The sequence below is a fragment of the Amycolatopsis australiensis genome, assembly GCF_900119165.1.
GTDB lineage: Bacteria > Actinomycetota > Actinomycetes > Mycobacteriales > Pseudonocardiaceae > Amycolatopsis > Amycolatopsis australiensis.
Map to the genome: position 1 here is coordinate 3,039,527 of NZ_FPJG01000006.1, position 15,244 is coordinate 3,054,770.

Annotated in this window: 11 protein-coding genes, 1 pseudogene and 1 riboswitch; of the genes and pseudogenes, 5 read left to right on the plus strand and 7 right to left on the minus strand. The window is 72.8% G+C overall.

The window, feature by feature from the left end; translation table 11 throughout:
* Window positions 1-24: 24 nt before the first annotated feature.
* A complete protein-coding gene (locus BT341_RS16015) occupies window positions 25-1,866 on the minus strand; it encodes an ArnT family glycosyltransferase (RefSeq protein WP_072477064.1) in 1,842 nt (613 codons plus the stop codon).
* Between the two features lie 44 nt (window positions 1,867-1,910).
* The gene (gene cobN / locus BT341_RS16020; protein ID WP_072477065.1) at window positions 1,911-5,474 is read right to left on the minus strand and encodes a cobaltochelatase subunit CobN; all 3,564 of its coding nucleotides are present in this window, start codon (window positions 5,472-5,474) and stop codon (window positions 1,911-1,913) included.
* A 49-nt stretch (window positions 5,475-5,523) separates the two neighbouring features.
* Window positions 5,524-5,597: riboswitch (cobalamin riboswitch) on the minus strand.
* 92 nt (window positions 5,598-5,689) lie between these two features.
* On the opposite strand from cobN, the gene BT341_RS16025 reads away from it, so the two are divergent.
* A complete protein-coding gene (locus tag BT341_RS16025; protein WP_072477066.1) occupies window positions 5,690-6,418 on the plus strand; it encodes a hypothetical protein in 729 nt (242 codons plus the stop codon).
* Here the strand turns inward: BT341_RS16025 and BT341_RS16030 are convergent.
* The 4 genes and pseudogenes from BT341_RS16030 to BT341_RS16045 all read right to left on the minus strand — a co-directional run bounded on the left by BT341_RS16030 (window position 6,415) and on the right by BT341_RS16045 (window position 9,436).
* Window positions 6,415-7,307 (minus strand): annotated as a pseudogene (locus tag BT341_RS16030) (IS481 family transposase). The gene BT341_RS16025 and the pseudogene BT341_RS16030 sit on opposite strands and share 4 nt — an antisense overlap.
* Window positions 7,308-7,425: 118 nt before the next feature.
* Window positions 7,426-7,659: a helix-turn-helix transcriptional regulator gene (locus tag BT341_RS16035; protein WP_072477067.1), complete on the minus strand. Its 234-nt coding sequence runs from the start codon at window positions 7,657-7,659 to the stop codon at window positions 7,426-7,428.
* Between the two features lie 2 nt (window positions 7,660-7,661).
* Complete coding sequence (locus BT341_RS16040; RefSeq protein WP_072477068.1) at window positions 7,662-8,513, minus strand: ABC transporter permease; 852 nt, start codon at window positions 8,511-8,513, stop codon at window positions 7,662-7,664.
* Window positions 8,510-9,436, minus strand: a complete 927-nt coding sequence (locus BT341_RS16045) for an ABC transporter ATP-binding protein (protein WP_143168565.1) — start codon at window positions 9,434-9,436, stop codon at window positions 8,510-8,512. The genes BT341_RS16040 and BT341_RS16045 overlap by 4 nt, the downstream gene beginning before the upstream one ends.
* Window positions 9,437-9,544: 108 nt before the next feature.
* Between BT341_RS16045 and BT341_RS16050 the strand changes: the two genes are divergently transcribed.
* The 4 genes from BT341_RS16050 to BT341_RS16065 are packed head-to-tail and all read left to right on the plus strand — an operon-like array spanning window position 9,545 to window position 13,047.
* Complete coding sequence (locus tag BT341_RS16050) at window positions 9,545-9,859, plus strand: DUF6191 domain-containing protein (protein ID WP_072477069.1); 315 nt, start codon at window positions 9,545-9,547, stop codon at window positions 9,857-9,859.
* 4 nt (window positions 9,860-9,863) lie between these two features.
* Window positions 9,864-10,940 (plus strand): nitrite/sulfite reductase, encoded by a 1,077-nt coding sequence (locus BT341_RS16055; RefSeq protein WP_143168566.1) that lies wholly within the window; start codon window positions 9,864-9,866, stop codon window positions 10,938-10,940.
* Window positions 10,937-11,560 carry a precorrin-8X methylmutase gene (locus BT341_RS16060; protein WP_072477071.1) on the plus strand — a complete coding sequence of 208 codons (624 nt, stop codon included), beginning with the start codon at window positions 10,937-10,939 and terminating at the stop codon, window positions 11,558-11,560. The genes BT341_RS16055 and BT341_RS16060 overlap by 4 nt, the downstream gene beginning before the upstream one ends.
* A complete protein-coding gene (locus tag BT341_RS16065) occupies window positions 11,557-13,047 on the plus strand; it encodes a precorrin-2 C(20)-methyltransferase (RefSeq protein ID WP_072477072.1) in 1,491 nt (496 codons plus the stop codon). The genes BT341_RS16060 and BT341_RS16065 overlap by 4 nt, the downstream gene beginning before the upstream one ends.
* Here the strand turns inward: BT341_RS16065 and BT341_RS16070 are convergent.
* The gene (locus BT341_RS16070) at window positions 13,041-15,023 is read right to left on the minus strand and encodes a S53 family peptidase (RefSeq protein WP_072477073.1); all 1,983 of its coding nucleotides are present in this window, start codon (window positions 15,021-15,023) and stop codon (window positions 13,041-13,043) included. The two genes, BT341_RS16065 and BT341_RS16070, sit on opposite strands and share 7 nt — an antisense overlap.
* Between the last annotated feature and the right edge of the window lie 221 nt (window positions 15,024-15,244).

Consider the following 15,244-nt stretch of genomic DNA (forward strand, 5'->3'; position numbering starts at 1 on the left):
CGCCGCGGCGGTGTTTCCTCGCCGTTAGCGGCACCGGTAGAGCGTGTCCGCGCCGCCGGCCACCCGGACCGGCCCACCGGACCGGCCGCCGTACTCGCCCGGGTCGACGACCGCGCAGTGCCGCTCGATCCAGCGCTGCCGTTCGCCCTGCACCGGGCTCCGCGGCGGCCCGCCGGGAACGGTGCCCGCGCTGCTCAGCACGAACCGCAGCTTGCCTTCGGCGAGCCAGCGGTCCAGCTGCGCGACCGGCGGCGCGTCGTCGCGGCCGCCGAAGCCGCCCATGCCGATCACCGTCGCGTCGGAGTCGATGACGAACGGCGCGACCGCGTTCGCTTCGGCGTTCACGGCGAGGGTGATCTCGGTGCCGTGCGCGCGGGCGTAGTCGAGGATGCGGCGTTGTTCACCGGACAGCGTGGCGGTGCCGTCGCCGCCCGCGAGCATCAGGCGGGGTCGCGGCCCGCCCGGTGACGGCGGCGGCATCGGTCCCGGCCCGGTGGCGGGTCCGGCGGCGGGCTGGGTGCCCGCGGACGTGCTCTGCGCGGCGGCGAACGACCACACGGCGGGCGTGAGCAGCAGCGGCACCAGCGCGGCGACGAGCGTCGCCCGGCTCCGGGCCACCACCAGGCCCGCGATCGCGGCCACGCCGGTCCCGAGCACCGCCCAGCGGGTCCAGCCGTGGAACGACGGGTCGCGGGAGGTCAGGACGAACGCCCACGCCGCGCTCAGCGCGATCGCCGGCGGGAGCAGCGTCCGCCGGTGGTGCCGCCACAGCAGCGCGAGCCCGGCGGCGGAGATCGCGGCGACGGCAGGTGCCATCGCCGTCGTGTAGTACGGGTGCCAGATGCCGCCGGCGAAGCTGAACACCGCGGTGGTCACCAGCAGCCAGCCACCCCACAGCAGCCAGCCGGCGTCACGCCACCGCCGCCCGATGACGAGCAGCACGAGCAGCGCGAGCGGCAGCAGCCACGAGATCTGCCCGCCGACGAGGTCGTTGAACATCCGGCCCGGCCCCGGGTCGCCGCCGAACGACGTCATGGTCGACTCGCCGTTGCGCATGATCAGCATGCCGCCGCCCTCGCCCTGACCGGAGATGCGGCCGAACCCGTTGTAGCCGAAGACGAGGTCCCACGCGGAACCGTCCCTGCTGCCGCCCATGTAGGGCTTGGCGCCGGGCCACCAGTCGTACAGCGCGATCCACCAGAACGACGAGACGGCCAGCACGGCCCCGGCGCCGAGCAGGTCGAGGAGACGTCGCCGGACCGGCGCGGCCGTCCCGGCGAAGTAAGCGAGCGCCAGCGGCGGGACGATGATCCACGCCTGCAGCATCTTGGTCAGGAACCCGCAGCCGACGAAGAAGGCGCACCACCACAGCCATTTCCGGCCGTCGTCGAGCGCGCGGGTCAACGCGTACGCCGCGGCGACGAGGAACAGCACCAGCAGCGTGTCCGGGTTGTTGTCGCGGTTGATGACCACGGTCACCGGCGTGAGCGCCAGGATCACCGCGGCGAGCAGCGCGACGTTCTCCCCGGCCCAGCGCCGGACCGTGCGGTGGAGCAGGAAGACGGCGGCGACGCCTTCGAGGACCTGGGGCAGCAGCAGCGCCCAGCCGTGATACCCGAAGACCAGCACGGAGATCGCCTGCGGCCACAACGCCAACGGCGGTTTGTCGACCGTGACGACGCCGTACGGGTCGAAGGAGCCGAAGAGGAAGTTGGTGAAGCCGGCGGTCATGGACTTGACGGCGGCCGAGTAGTACGTGTTGCCGAACTGGCCGTCGCCGATCTTCCAGGCGTAGAGCACGGCGGCGCCGAGGCAGACGAGCGGAAGCGCCCAGGCGCGGGTCTTCGGAGGAGCGGCGGTGAGCATGGCCGCCAGCCAACCGGGACCCGCGTTTCCCGGGCGTTTCCGCGTTACTCCGCTTCGAGGTCACCCTCCAGCGACAGGTACACCTCGCGCATCTTGGCCAGCAGCTCGGGGTCCGGCTCCGCCCACAGGCCGCGGTCGGCCGCCTCGGACAGCCGTTCCACGATCCCGCGCAACGCCCACGGGTTCGCCTGCCGCAGGAACTCCTGGTTCACCTCGTCCAGCACGTAGGACTCGGTCAGCTTCTCGTACATCCAGTCGCCGACGACCCCGGCTGTCGCGTCGAAGCCGAACAGGTAGTCCACTGTGGCCGCCAGCTCGAACGCGCCCTTGTAGCCGTGGCGGCGCATCGCCGCCAGCCAGCGCGGGTTCACCACGCGCGCCCGGAACACCCGCGCGGTCTCCTCGCCCAGCGTCCGCGTGCGGACCGCGTCCGGTGACGTGCTGTCGCCCACGTAGGACGCCGGCGCCGAGCCGGTCAGCGCGCGGACCGTCGCGATCATCCCGCCGTGGTACTGGAAGTAGTCGTCCGAGTCGGCGATGTCGTGCTCGCGCGTGTCCGTGTTCTTCGCCGCCACCACGATGCGCTTGTAGGAGTTCTCCATGTCCTCGCGCGCCGGGCGCCCGTCCAGGTCACGGCCGTAGGCGAAGCCGCCCCAGACCGCGTACACCTCCGCGAGGTCCTTGTCGTCGCGCCAGTTCCCGCTGTCCATCAGCGGCAGCAGCCCCGCGCCGTACGCGCCCGGCTTCGAGCCGAAGATCCGCGTCGTCGCCCGGCGGGCGTCGCCGTGCTCGGCCAGGTCCGCGGCAACGTGCGCGCGGACGAAGTTCCGGTCGTGCGGTTCGTCCAACCCGGACACGAGCCGCACGGCGTCGTCCAGCAACGTGATCACGTGCGGGAACGCGTCACGGAAGAAGCCGCTGATCCGCACCGTGACGTCGATCCGCGGCCGGCCCAGCTCGGAAAGCGGGATGGCTTCGATGCCCGTCACGCGCCGCGACGCCTCGTCCCACACCGGCTGGACACCCAGCAGTGCCAGCACTTCCGCGGCGTCGTCACCGGAGGTCCGCATCGCCGACGTCCCCCACACCGACAGCCCGACCGACTTCGGCCAGTCGCCGGTGTCCTCGCGGTAGCGGCGCAGCAGCGACTCCGCCAGGGCCTGCCCGGTTTCCCAGGCGAGCCGGCTCGGGATCGCCTTCGGGTCGACCGTGTAGAAGTTCCGCCCGGTCGGCAGCACGTTGACCAGCCCGCGCAGCGGCGACCCGCTCGGCCCGGCCGGGATGTACCCGCCGTCCAGCGCGTGCAGCACGGAGTCCAGTTCCGCGGACGTGCCGGCCAGCCGCGGGACGATCTCCGTCGCCGCGAACTCCAGCACCCGCGCGACCTGCGGGTCCGGGGCCACCGAGGCGACGGCGGTGGCGTCCCACGAACGCAGTTCCATCGCCTGGACCAGCTCGCGCGCCGTCCGCTCGACGGCGTCCACTTCGGACAGTGGCGCGTTCTCCTTGAGCCCCAGCGCCGACCGCAGCCCGGGCACCGCGCCCTGCTTGCCGCCCCACATCTGCTGGGCCCGCAGCATCGCCAGCACCAGGTTGACGCGGGCCTCGCCGGCCGGCGCCGCGCCCAGGACGTGCAGCCCGTCGCGGATCTGGGCGTCTTTGACCTCGCACAGCCAGCCGTCGATGTGCAGCAGGAAGTCGTCGAACTCGGCGTCGTGCGGGCGTTCCGCCACGCCGAGGTCGTGGTCGAGCTTCGCCGCCTGGATCAGCGTCCAGATCTGCTGGCGGATGGCCGGCAGCTTCGCCGGGTCCATCGCCGCGATGTTCGCGTGCTCGTCGAGCAGCTGCTCGAGCCGCGCGAGGTCGCCGTAGGACTCCGCGCGCGCCATCGGCGGGATCAGGTGGTCGACGATCGTCGCGTGCGCCCGCCGCTTGGCCTGCGCGCCCTCGCCCGGGTCGTTGATCAGGAACGGGTAGACCAGCGGCAGGTTCCCGAGCACGGCGTCCGGGGCGCACGACGCCGACAGCCCGGCCGTCTTGCCCGGCAGCCATTCGAGGGACCCGTGCTTGCCCAGGTGGACGACCGCGTGCGCGCCGAACTCCTCCTCCAGCCACCGGTACGCGGCCAGGTAGTGGTGGCTCGGCGGCAGGTCGGGGTTGTGGTAGATCGCGACGGGGTTCTCGCCGAACCCGCGCGGCGGCTGGATCATCAGGATGACGTTGCCGCTCCGCAGGGACGCCAGCACGATGTCGCCGTTGTCGACGTACAGCTCGCCGGGCGCCGGGCCCCAGTGCTCTTCCATCGCTTCGCGCAGCTCGGCGGGCAGCTCGGCGAACCATTCGCGGTAGCGGGCGGCGGGGACGCGGATCGGGTTCCCGGCCAGCTGCTCCTCGGTCAGCCACTCCGGATCCTGGCCGCCCGCGGCGATCAGGGCGTGGATCAGCGCGTCGCCGTCGGGCTGGCCGGTGCCGGCCGGCTCGACGCCGGGGAACGCGTCCGGCCCCAGGTCGTAGCCCTGCTCACGCATCCGGCGCAGCAGTTCGATCGCCGACGCGGGGGTGTCCAGCCCGACGGCGTTGCCCACGCGAGAGTGCTTCGTCGGGTACGCGGACAGCATCAGCGCGATCCGGCGTTCCGGCGGCGGCGTGTGCCGCAACCGGGCGTGCGCGAGCGCGATCTTCGCGACGCGCGCCGCCCGTTCTTCGTCGGGCACGTACCGGGGGAGACCGTCGGCGTCCAGCTCCTTGAACGAGAACGGCACGGTGATCAGCCGCCCGTCGAACTCCGGGACGGCCATCTGGTTGCCCGCGTCGAGCGGCGAGAGGCCGTCGTCGTTCGCCGCCCACGTCTCGCGGTCGCTGGTCAGGCACAGCGCCTGCAGGATCGGGACGTCGAGCGCGGCCAGCTCGGCGACGTCCCACGCCTCGTCGTCACCGCCGGCGCCCACCTCGGACGGCCGCGTGCCGCCCGCGGCGAGCACCGTGACCAGCAGCGCGTCGGCCTTGCCGAGTTCGGCCATCATGTCCGGCTCGCGCGTCCGCAGCGAAGCGCAGTAGATCGGCAACGCGCGCCCGCCCGCGGCTTCGATCCGGTCGGCGAGGGCGTGGACGAAGTTCGTGTTCCCGGACAGGTGGTGCGCGCGGTAGTAGAGGATCCCGATCACCGGGCCGTCGCCGGTCGCGGGACGGTCGAGGATGCCCCACGCGGGCTGCTCGGCGGGTGGCTCGAAGCCGTCTCCGGTGAGCAGGAGCGTGTCGGAGAGGAACCGGTGCAGCTGGGTGAGGTTCGCCGGGCCGCCCTGCGCGAGGTAGGCGTGGGCCTCGGCGGCGATCCCGGCCGGGACGGTCGAGAGCTTCATCAGCTCGGCGTCCGGCGTCTGCTCCCCGCCCAGGACGACGACGTGCGCGCCCGACGCCCGCAGCGCGTCCAGGCCGTCGGCCCAGGTCCGCGGGGTGCCGAGGATCCGCGCGACGACGATCTTGACGCCGTCGAGCAGCCCGGGCAGCTCGGCGACGTCGAGCCGGGCGGGGTTGCCGAGCCGGTAATCGCCGTCGCTGGAGCGGGCACTGAGCAGATCGGTGTCCGAAGTGGACAGAAGCAGGATCACGAGGTTCCTCCTCGGGGTCCGCGCCCCGGGTAGACGGGCGCGCCGGCCGGAGTTCCTGGCTCCCGGAGACGGCCGTCTCCGGTCACAGTGGCGGGACCGCCCCGGGCTTCCACCGGGTTCCTCCACCTGCCGGCGCGTGGGTATCGGCTCCACTCTCCGGTGCCGGTCGAGGTGCGTCAAGGTGACGTCGGCCCGGCGCTCGGTAACCTGGCGGCTTGGAAGCCTTCCTCCGTGACTTCACCGCGGCCCAGTCGAGCCGCGGGCCCTACCGCCGGGCGACGGCGGCCGAGCTGGCGGCCGCCGAAGCGGGGTTCGCCGCGTTCTTCGACCGGGCCCCGCACGACCTCGGCGAGCTGGGCTTTTCCGTCGACGGGGACCGCCTGGTGCACCAGGAACCCGGCTCCGAGCGCGCCTGGGGGCTCTACGCCATCGACCGGTCCGCGCCGCCCGCGCTGGTCGTCGAGGTGCCGCACGCCTCCTCCGACCTGCGGACCGAGCTGCTCGGTCTCGCCCTCCACCGGGAGGTGCCCGGGGCCGTCCTCGCCGTCGGCGGGGCCCACCGCCGCCGGGAGGATCCCGCGCACGACACCGGGACCGTCTTCCACGTCGTCACCACGCTGCTGGCCCGGCGCGGCCTGCCGCAGGTGCAGCTGCACGGGTTCAACGACACCACCCTCGCCACAGCGGACGTCGTGCTCTCGGCCGGGGCCGCGGAGGCCGGCGACGCCGCACGCCGGGCGGCGGACCGCTTCGAGGCGGCCGGTTTCCGCGTCTGCCGCGCCTGGGCCGAGCCCTGCCGGGGCCTGGCCGGGACGACGAACGTCCAGAGCCGGGCCGCCGGGGACACACCGTTCCTGCACGTCGAGCTGAACCGGACCGCCCGCGAGACCCGCCGCGACGACGTCGTGCGCGCCCTCGTCGAGGCCGACCTCCGGAAGCCCTAGGCGGACTGACCTGTGAGGTTGGGGGCGCGGCTGACTGGTGGTTGGCCTGCGTGTGTGGTGTGTCGGCGGTGGTGGTGGTAGGTGTGCAGCCAGCCGGGTAGTGCTTGTCGGTGTCGGTGTCGGTGTCGGTGTCGGTGCGGTAGGGCTGGGTCCGTTTGTGGGTGATCTGCTCGTCGTGCAACGTGTCGTGCCAGAGGCGTGAGCGGTAGCAGGAGCCGTTGTCGGCAGCACCCGGCGGATGGCGATGCCGTAGCTGGCGAGGAAGACTTGCGCCCGGCTCCAGAACGCAACCGCGGTTTCCCTGGTCTCGTCGGCATGGATTTCGGTGTAGGCCAGCCTGCTGTGGTCGTCGACGGCGTTGTGCAGGTAGGCGTAGCCATGCCCGCGGTTGCCGCAGTTGCGGCGGCCGGCGGCGCGGCCGAGGGCTTTGGCCCGCCGCTGTCGGGGATGTTGCCCAGCTTCTTGATGTCGACGTGGACCAGGTCGCCGGGTGCGGGATGTTCGTAGCGGCGGACCGGCCGGCCAGTGGCGCGGTCGAGGTGGGCTAGCCGAACACAGCGGTAACGGACCAGGACGCGATGCACGGTCGAGGGGTTGAGCCCGAGCAGTAGGCGATCCGCGCCGGTCCCCACCGACGGATAGCCCGGGCCTTGACGATCCGCCGCTCGACTCGGACAGGGAGTCGGGCCGGGCTGGTGTGCGGACGACTGGAACGGTCGACCAGACCGGCTTCGCCGTGTTCAGGGTAGCGGCCGGCCCACCGGACGGCGGTGGAGACCGACACCTGGAACCGTTCCGCAGCCCGCCTCAGCGGCCAGCAGTCCTCGACGACACACCGGGCAAGCCGGGCCCGTCCAGCAGAGGTCGAGGGTGCGTTAGCGTGGGTCACGAGGGCCTCCGTTGCTCGGCGTAGACGTCGCAATCCACACCAAACCCGGAGGCCCTCCCTCACACCGAAATCATCCGATCACTTGTCGCCACCATCGCAACCTCCCCGGGCAGTACACCTAGGCGGACTGCTCGCCCAGCCGGGGGAACGGCTTCGTCGAGAACAGCACCTCGACCGGGACCTCGAAGAACTCCGCGATGCGCAGCGCCAGGTACAGGCTCGGGCTGTACTCGCCGCGCTCCAGGTAGCCGATCGTCTGGTAGTGCACGCCGAGTGCCTCCGCGAGCTGGCGCCGCGAGATGGACCGCTCCGCGCGCAGCATCGCGATCCGGTTGTAGACGGCCTCACTCATCACTACCCCACACGCTGCATGGCCTTCTCCCGCCGCTCGGCCACCGACGAACCCGCCTCCCGCCGCGCCATGCGGCGCAGCAGCACCGGCGCCAGCGTCAATCCGATCACGGACCACGCGACGAGCACGCCGAGGGTCGCCCAGGGCCGCCACGACTGGCCGATTTCCACCACGACCGCGCTGTCCGGCAGCAGCGCCGAGCGCATGCCGAGGCCCAGCCAGTACATCGGGAACACCTGCGCGATGTCCTGGACCCACCCCGGCAGCGCCGTGACCGGGTAGAAGATCCCGGAGATCGCGCCCAGTCCCAGCACCGGCAGGGTGATCAGCCCGATGGAGCGCGCGCTGCTGGTGAGCGAGCCGAGCGCGGCCCCGAGCGGCAGGGTCGCGGTCAGCCCGATGGCCAGCACCCACAGCAGGTGCAGGTACGACCAGACGCCGCCGGGCGCGAGCGCCGGGTACACGAACAGGCACGGGACGAGCACGATCAGCAGCCCGGTGACCTGCGCCATCGACAGCGACGCCGTCTTCCCGACGAGGTAGCCGAGCATGCCGTTCGGGGTCGCCTTCGCGCGCAGGAGCGTGCCGTCCTCGCGGTCGACGGCCAGGTAGCCCGCCGCCGTGTTCAGCCCGTTGAACACGATTCCGGCGCCCAGCACGCCCGGCACGGTGGCCGCCCCGAGCGAGAACGCGGTGCCGGGCAAGGTCGCGTCGCGCATGAAGAACAGCGCGCCCAGGAAGAGCGCGGCGAAGACGAACTGGCCGACCACGTCGTCGCGGTTGGTCCACGTCTGCTTGAACTCGATGAGCCCGCGGGCCAGCCCGGAACGGACCGCGGCGGTCCTGGCGTTCATCGCACACCCGCTTCCTGCAGCCCGAGCTGCGTCTCGCCGCCCGTCTCGGCGCGGTGGACCAGCGTCATGTAGGTGTCTTCGAGCGACGCGCGCCGGACCTCGAGGTCCGACACGGCGTCGCCGTGCTGCTTGAACAGGTCGTAGACGAACTTCGTCGCTTCGGTCGTCAAGTGCACGAATCGCCGGCCGCCGACCGACCAGCGGACCTCGGCCTCGCCGGAGACCTGCCGGCTCAGCGCGTCGGCCGAGCCGTCGGCGACGATCCGGCCGCCGTTGAGGATGAGGATCCGGTCGGCCAGCTTCTCGGCCTCGTCGAGGTCGTGCGTGGTGAGCAGGATCGTCGTGTCCAGCTCGTCGGACAGCCGGTGCACGAGGTCGTGGAACTCGCGCCGGGCCTCCGGGTCGAACCCCGCGGTCGGCTCGTCGAGGAAGAGCAGCTCGGGGCGCCCGACGATGCCGATCGCGACGTCGAGCCGCCGCCGTTGCCCGCCGGAGAGGTTCTTGAGCTTCTTGTGCGCGTGCTCGGTGAGCCCGACGGCCGCGATGAGCTCGTCGGCGTCCCACGGCCGCGGGATTTCCGGAGTCGAGTACGGCGCGTAGTACCGCCCCAGGTGGGCGAGCAGCTCGCGGACGCGCCACTTGCCGTGGTCGCGCCAGGACTGCAGTACGACCCCCAGCCGCGCGCGCCAGTCCTCGCCGCCGTGTGCCGGGTCGGCGCCCAGCACGCTCACCTCGCCCGCCGACCGCATCCGGAAGCCTTCGAGGATCTCGATCGTCGTCGTCTTGCCCGCGCCGTTCGGCCCGAGCAGGCACACGACCTCGCCCCGGTGGGCCTCGAACCCGACGCCGTGGAGCACGTCGTTCGCGCCGTAGCGCATCCGCAGCCCGCGCACGCGGACCACGGGCACAGCCGGATCTCTCATTTTGCCCACCCCCATCGAACTGGTGCGATCGAATGTAGCACATCTACTACACCTTGTGTGAGTTGTACTGCCACCGGAACCTGACCGGCGGTCCTCCCGTTCGCGGGCATGGCGATCTGGCTGGGCCTGGCGATCCCGGGCGGCGTGGTGATCCTGCTGGTCATGGCCGCGATCGAGCTGCGCCCGCGCAAGGACGGCTCGCGGCTCAAGGCCCGGCTGTCCGCGACCTACCTCGAAGAGACCACCGCGTTCCTCTACGGCACCAAGCGGCGTGAGCTGGAACACCGGGAAACGATGTCGATGCTCGTCGAGCGGGACGCCGAGGGCGCACCACCGCTGCGTGACGTGGACCTGGACCGTGGAGTGGCCCGGATCCGGCCGCGTCCGGACCCGCCGGAGCCGGAAACCGGCCAGCTACAGTGACCTCATGCCGACCCCAGCACGCGTGCGAGCCGACGCGTGCCCTGGTGTTTTCGCACCCCACGACGCCGCCGACGGGCCGTTGGCGCGGGTGCGGCTGCCCGGCGGCACGGTTTCCGCGGCGCAGCTGCGCGCGCTCGCCGGCTGCGCGGAAGCGTGCGGCGACGGCGACCTCCACCTCACCTCGCGCGGCAACGTCCAGCTGCGCGGCGTCACCCGGCCCGGCCTCGCCGCCCGGCTGACCGACGCCGGCCTGCTGCCTTCGCCGTCGCACGAGCGGGTCCGCAACATCCTCGCGTCGCCGTTGAGCGGGCTGAGCGGCGGTCTCGCCGACGTCCGGGGCCTCGCTCGCGACCTCGACGCCGTCCTGTGCGCGACTCCCGACCTGGCGTCGCTGCCCGGGCGCTTCCTCTTCGCCTTCGACGACGGACGCGGCGACGTCGCAAGCGAAGGCGCCGACGTCTGCTGGCGCGCGGTGAGCCCCGGCGAAGGCGTGCTGCTGCTCGCGGGCGGCGACACCGGACGGCGCGTGTCCCTGGGCGGCGCCGTCTCGGCGCTGGCCGAGGTCGCACTGGAGTTCACCCGCGTGCGCGGGTCCGCCTGGCGCGTCGCCGAGCTGGACGACCCCGCCTGGCGCGGGACGCCGGTGCCGCGCGTCGACGCGGAAGTCCCGGCCGGGCTGATCCGGCGGGACGACGGTGGCCTGGCGGCGGGCGTGGTCCCGCGCTTCGGCCAGCTGAGCGCCGGGCAGGCCCGCGCGCTGGCGGAGTTCGGGACGGTGCTGGTCACGCCGTGGAAGTCCGTCGTCCTGCCCGACGTGCCCGCCGACGTCTTCGACCGGCTGGGCTTCGGCGGCGCCGCGTTGGGGACCACCGCCTGCATCGGCCGTCCGGGCTGCGCGAAGTCGCGGGCCGACGTGCGGGCCGACGCGGTGTTCCGGCCCGGCCTGCGCGCGCACTTCTCGGGCTGCGAACGGCGGTGCGGGAAGCCGTCGCAGTCCCATGTGGACGTCGTCGCCGAAGCGGGGGGCTACCGCATCGACGGCCGGTGGGTGCCGCTCGACGAGATGGAAGGAAACCTGTGATCGACTACCTGCGGGACGGTGCCGAGATCTACCGGCATTCGTTCGCCACGATCCGCGAGGAGGCGGACCTGGCGATCCTGCCCGACGACGTGGCGGGGTGCGCGGTCCGGATGATCCACGCCTGCGGCATGGTCGATCTCGTCGACGACCTGCGGTACACGCTCGACGTCGTCGAGTCCGGCCGCGCCGCCCTCGAAGTCGGCGCGCCGATCCTCTGCGACGCGCAGATGATCGCCAGCGGCATCACAAGGCGGCGCCTGCCCGCGGGCAACGAGGTGCTCTGCACGCTGTCGGACCCGTCCGTGCCCGGCCTCGCCGAGCGGATGGGCACCACCCGCTCGGCCGCCGCGCTGGAACTGTGGCGCGACAAGCTGCCGGGGTCGGTCGTGGCGATCGGCAACGCGCCGACCGCGTTGTTCCGCCTGCTGGAGATCCTGGAGGAGGGCGTCGGCGCGCCCGCGGCGATCATCGGCGTCCCGGTCGGGTTCGTCGGCGCCGCGGAGTCCAAAGCGGAGCTGGCCGAGCGGGCCCCGGCGCCCTACCTGGTGGTGCACGGGCGCCGTGGCGGCAGCGCGATGGCCGTGGCGGCCGTCAACGCACTGGCGAGCGCGGAAGAATGACCGGCACGCTCTACGGCGTCGGGCTCGGCCCCGGCGACCCGGAACTGATGACGGTCAAGGCGGCCCGGCTGATCTCCGAGGCGCAGGTGATCGCCTACCACTGCGCGCCGCACGGGCGCAGCATCGCGCGGTCGGTGGCCGAGCCGTACCTGCGCGAGGGGCAGCTCGAGGAGAAGCTCGTCTACCCGGTCACGACGGAGACGACCGACCACCCCGGTGGCTACGAGGGCGCGATCGCCGACTTCTACGAGCTGAGCGCGAAGCGGCTCGCCGAGCACCTCGACGCGGGCCGCGACGTCGTCCTGCTCTGCGAAGGAGATCCGTTCTTCTACGGCTCGTACATGTACATGCACGAACGGCTTTCCGGCCGCTTCGAGGCGGTCGTCGTGCCCGGCGTGACGTCGGTGAGCGCGGCGTCTTCGGTCCTCGGCCGTCCGCTGGTGCAGCGCGACGAAGTGCTGACCGTGCTTCCGGGCACGTTGCCGGCGCCGGAACTGGCGCGGCGGCTCGCGGACACCGACGCGGCGGCGGTGCTGAAGCTGGGCCGGACCTTCGGGTCGGTCCGGGAGGCGTTCGCGGAGGCCGGGAAGCTCGACGACGCCGTCTACGTCGAGCGCGCGACCTGGGGCCGGCAGCGGATCGAGCCCCTGGCTTCGGTGGACCCGTCGACCGTGCCGTATTTCTCGCTGGCGTTGCTGCCTTCGCCGGCGTACGCGTCGCGGGTTTCTCCCGCTCCCGCTTCGAATCCCGTCCCTGCGTCCGGCGGCGAGGTCGTGGTCGTCGGCCTGGGTCCGGCCGGTCCGGAGTGGCTGACTCCGGAAGCCGCGGCGGAGCTGGACGCGGCCGAGCACATCGTCGGCTACGGGCCGTACGTCGCGCGGGTGCCGCAGAAAGCCGGCCAGCGGCGGCACGCCTCGGGCAACCGCGTCGAAGCCGACCGCGCCCGCGAGGCGTTGTCCCTGGCGGCGGACGGCGCTCGCGTGGCCGTCGTCTCCTCGGGCGATCCCGGCGTCTTCGCGATGGCCTCGGCGGTGCTGGAGCAGGTGTCCGCGGGGCACGGTGCCGGCGTGCGGGTCCGGATCGTCCCGGGCGTGACGGCCGCCCAGGCGGCGGCTTCGCGCGTGGGCGCGCCGCTGGGACACGACTACTGCGTGCTGTCGCTGTCGGATCGGTTGAAGCCGTGGGAGATCATCGCCAAGCGCCTGGACGCCGCGGGCGCGGCCGACCTGGTGCTGGCGCTGTACAACCCGGCATCACGGTCCCGGACGACGCAGCTCGCCGACGCCCGGGACATCCTCCTCCGCCACCGCGCGCCGGCCACCCCGGTCGTGGTGGCCCGCGACGTCGGCGGCCCGGAGGAGGACGTCCGGACCACCACGCTCGGCGACCTCGATCCGTCCACTGTGGACATGCGCTGCCTGCTGATCGTGGGCTCGTCACGCACCCGCGCGGAGAACGGCGTCGTCTGGACTCCGCGCGGCTACTGACCGAGCGCCGTCAGGAACGCCGTGCCGTTCGGCGAGCCGATGCCCGTGACGTCGTCGTAGCCGTCGCGGACGTGGATCGTCAGTACGGCGTCGGCGTCCAGCGACCGCAGGCTCGCCGGGGAGTACCCGGCCGACGCGTCCACCGAGTTGGCGTAGTTGACGCGGGCGACGGCCATCGGCGCGGGCGGCTGCCTGACGTCGTGGAACGCCGGGCTGCCCGCCTTCGCGTACAGCAGCGGGTTCGCGAAGCCGAAGGTGCGGCCCGCCCGCTGCTGCGCCAGCGCGACGAACGCGGCGAACAGCGGCGAGGCCAGGCTCGTGCCGCCGATGCGGTACTCGCTGTACTTCGCCGTCCCGTCCGGGAACGCCTGCGTCTGCCCGACCAGGAAACCGGTGTTCGGGTCGGCCAGCGCGGCGACGTCCGGCACGGCGCGCATCCGCTGCGGGCGGGCGCCGTTCGCCGTCGCGATCGTGTCCGGGACGACGCCGGCCTGGTAGGCGGGCTGGGTGAACAGCCGGCTCGTGCCGCCGCCGGCGCCGCCGAAGAACTCACCGGGCGGCGTCGGCACCCAGGTGCCGTTCGTCAGCGTCGACCGCCCGGTCTCCCAGCCGGTCTCGAAGAGGTACTCGCCGTTCTCGCCGACGCCGAGGGACGTACCGCCGACCGCGGTCACCCACGGGCTCACGGCCGGCCAGTCGGGCGTCGCGCCGGGGAAGTTCGCCGCGATGCCGCCGGTCTCGTCGGCGTTGTCGCCGCTGGAGAAGTAGACGCCGATGCCGGTCGCGGCCGCCTCGACGAGCGTGTCGTTGAACGGCTTGACGTAGCCGGGCGGCAGCAGCTCGGTCGAGAACCCGTAGGAGTTCGTCACGATCGAGGCGAGGTGCTGGTCGACGACGTGGTTCATCGCCGCGTCGAGGTCCTGGTAGTTGTTCGGCGAACCGACGTAGACGATGTTCGCGCCCGGCGCGATGCTGTGCACCGCCTCGACGTCGAGGGTCTCCTCGCCGTACCAGCCCTGCGGATCCTGCTTCGGGTTCTGCGGCCGGTTGGCCACGCCCGGCGGGGTCACCTGGGTGAACTGGTTGCCGGACAGCTGGGGCAGCCCGTGCAGGCGCGAATAGGTGTTGACGTCGGAGAGGATGGTCGGGGACGCGTACGCGTCGATGATCGCCACCGTCTGGCCGCTGCCGTCGTTGCCGCCGGCGATGGCCTGCTGGACGCCGTAGGCGCTGCGCAGCTGCGCGGGCGTGTAGCCACAGGGCACCCAGGGGTTCGGGTGGCCGTAGGCGTCCGGCACCCGCACGCCGTCGGGCGTCGTCGTGGTCGCGGTCGTCTTCTCGCCGTAGTAGGCCGAGCACGGCGGGGCGTTGACGAACGCGGGCGACGGCGACGCGGCGGGCCCGGCCGAGGGCTGGAGCAACGCGAACGACTCGTCGAGCCCGACCACCGCGCTGATGCCCGCTGGCAGCCCGGCGGGCAGCGACAGCTCCTTCTCGGGCGCGCGCAGCGTCTTGCCGCCGACGGTGAACTCGCCGAAGCTCGTCCCGAACGCGGCCGCGGCCTGCGCGACGGTGCCTTCGGCCTGCACGTACCGGTGGTTGCCGGGCGTGTAGCCGACGTCGAAGCCGGACTTGCGCAGCCATTGCTGCACCGCGCTCACGTCGTTCTGCGACGGCGCGAACCGCTGCCGGAACTGCGCGGCGGTCAGGAACCGGCCGTATCCGGCCGAGCCCGGTGTCGAGACCTGGTTCGCGACCGCGGCGGCGTCCCCGGTCCAGCCGAGGTAAACGCGGAACGCGACGTTCTCCGCCGCATCCGCCGTCCCGGTCCGCGCCGACGAGGTCGCCCAGGCCGGGACGCTGCCCGGCAACGCGGTCCGGTCGTTCGCCGAGGCAGCCGGGGTCCCGATCAGGAGACCGGCGCCCGTCACGGCGGTGACGGCCAGTGTGATCAGCCGGAACGCGGATGTGCGCATCGCTGGTCCTCCTCGCGAAAGGGCCCCTGCGACGGTGAAGGGGCGAGGAGAAAGCTAGTTCCGGAACCGGGAACCGGCCAGTGCCGTAATCGATCCGATGCGGACTCCACTCAGCGTAGGCCGGCCGCTGGCATCCGGGTGCCGGCGACCGCCCGATCGGCGGTACCGGGCGAACCGATACCGAGACTCGAACGGGGCGACGAAGTGCGGCGACCTGACCG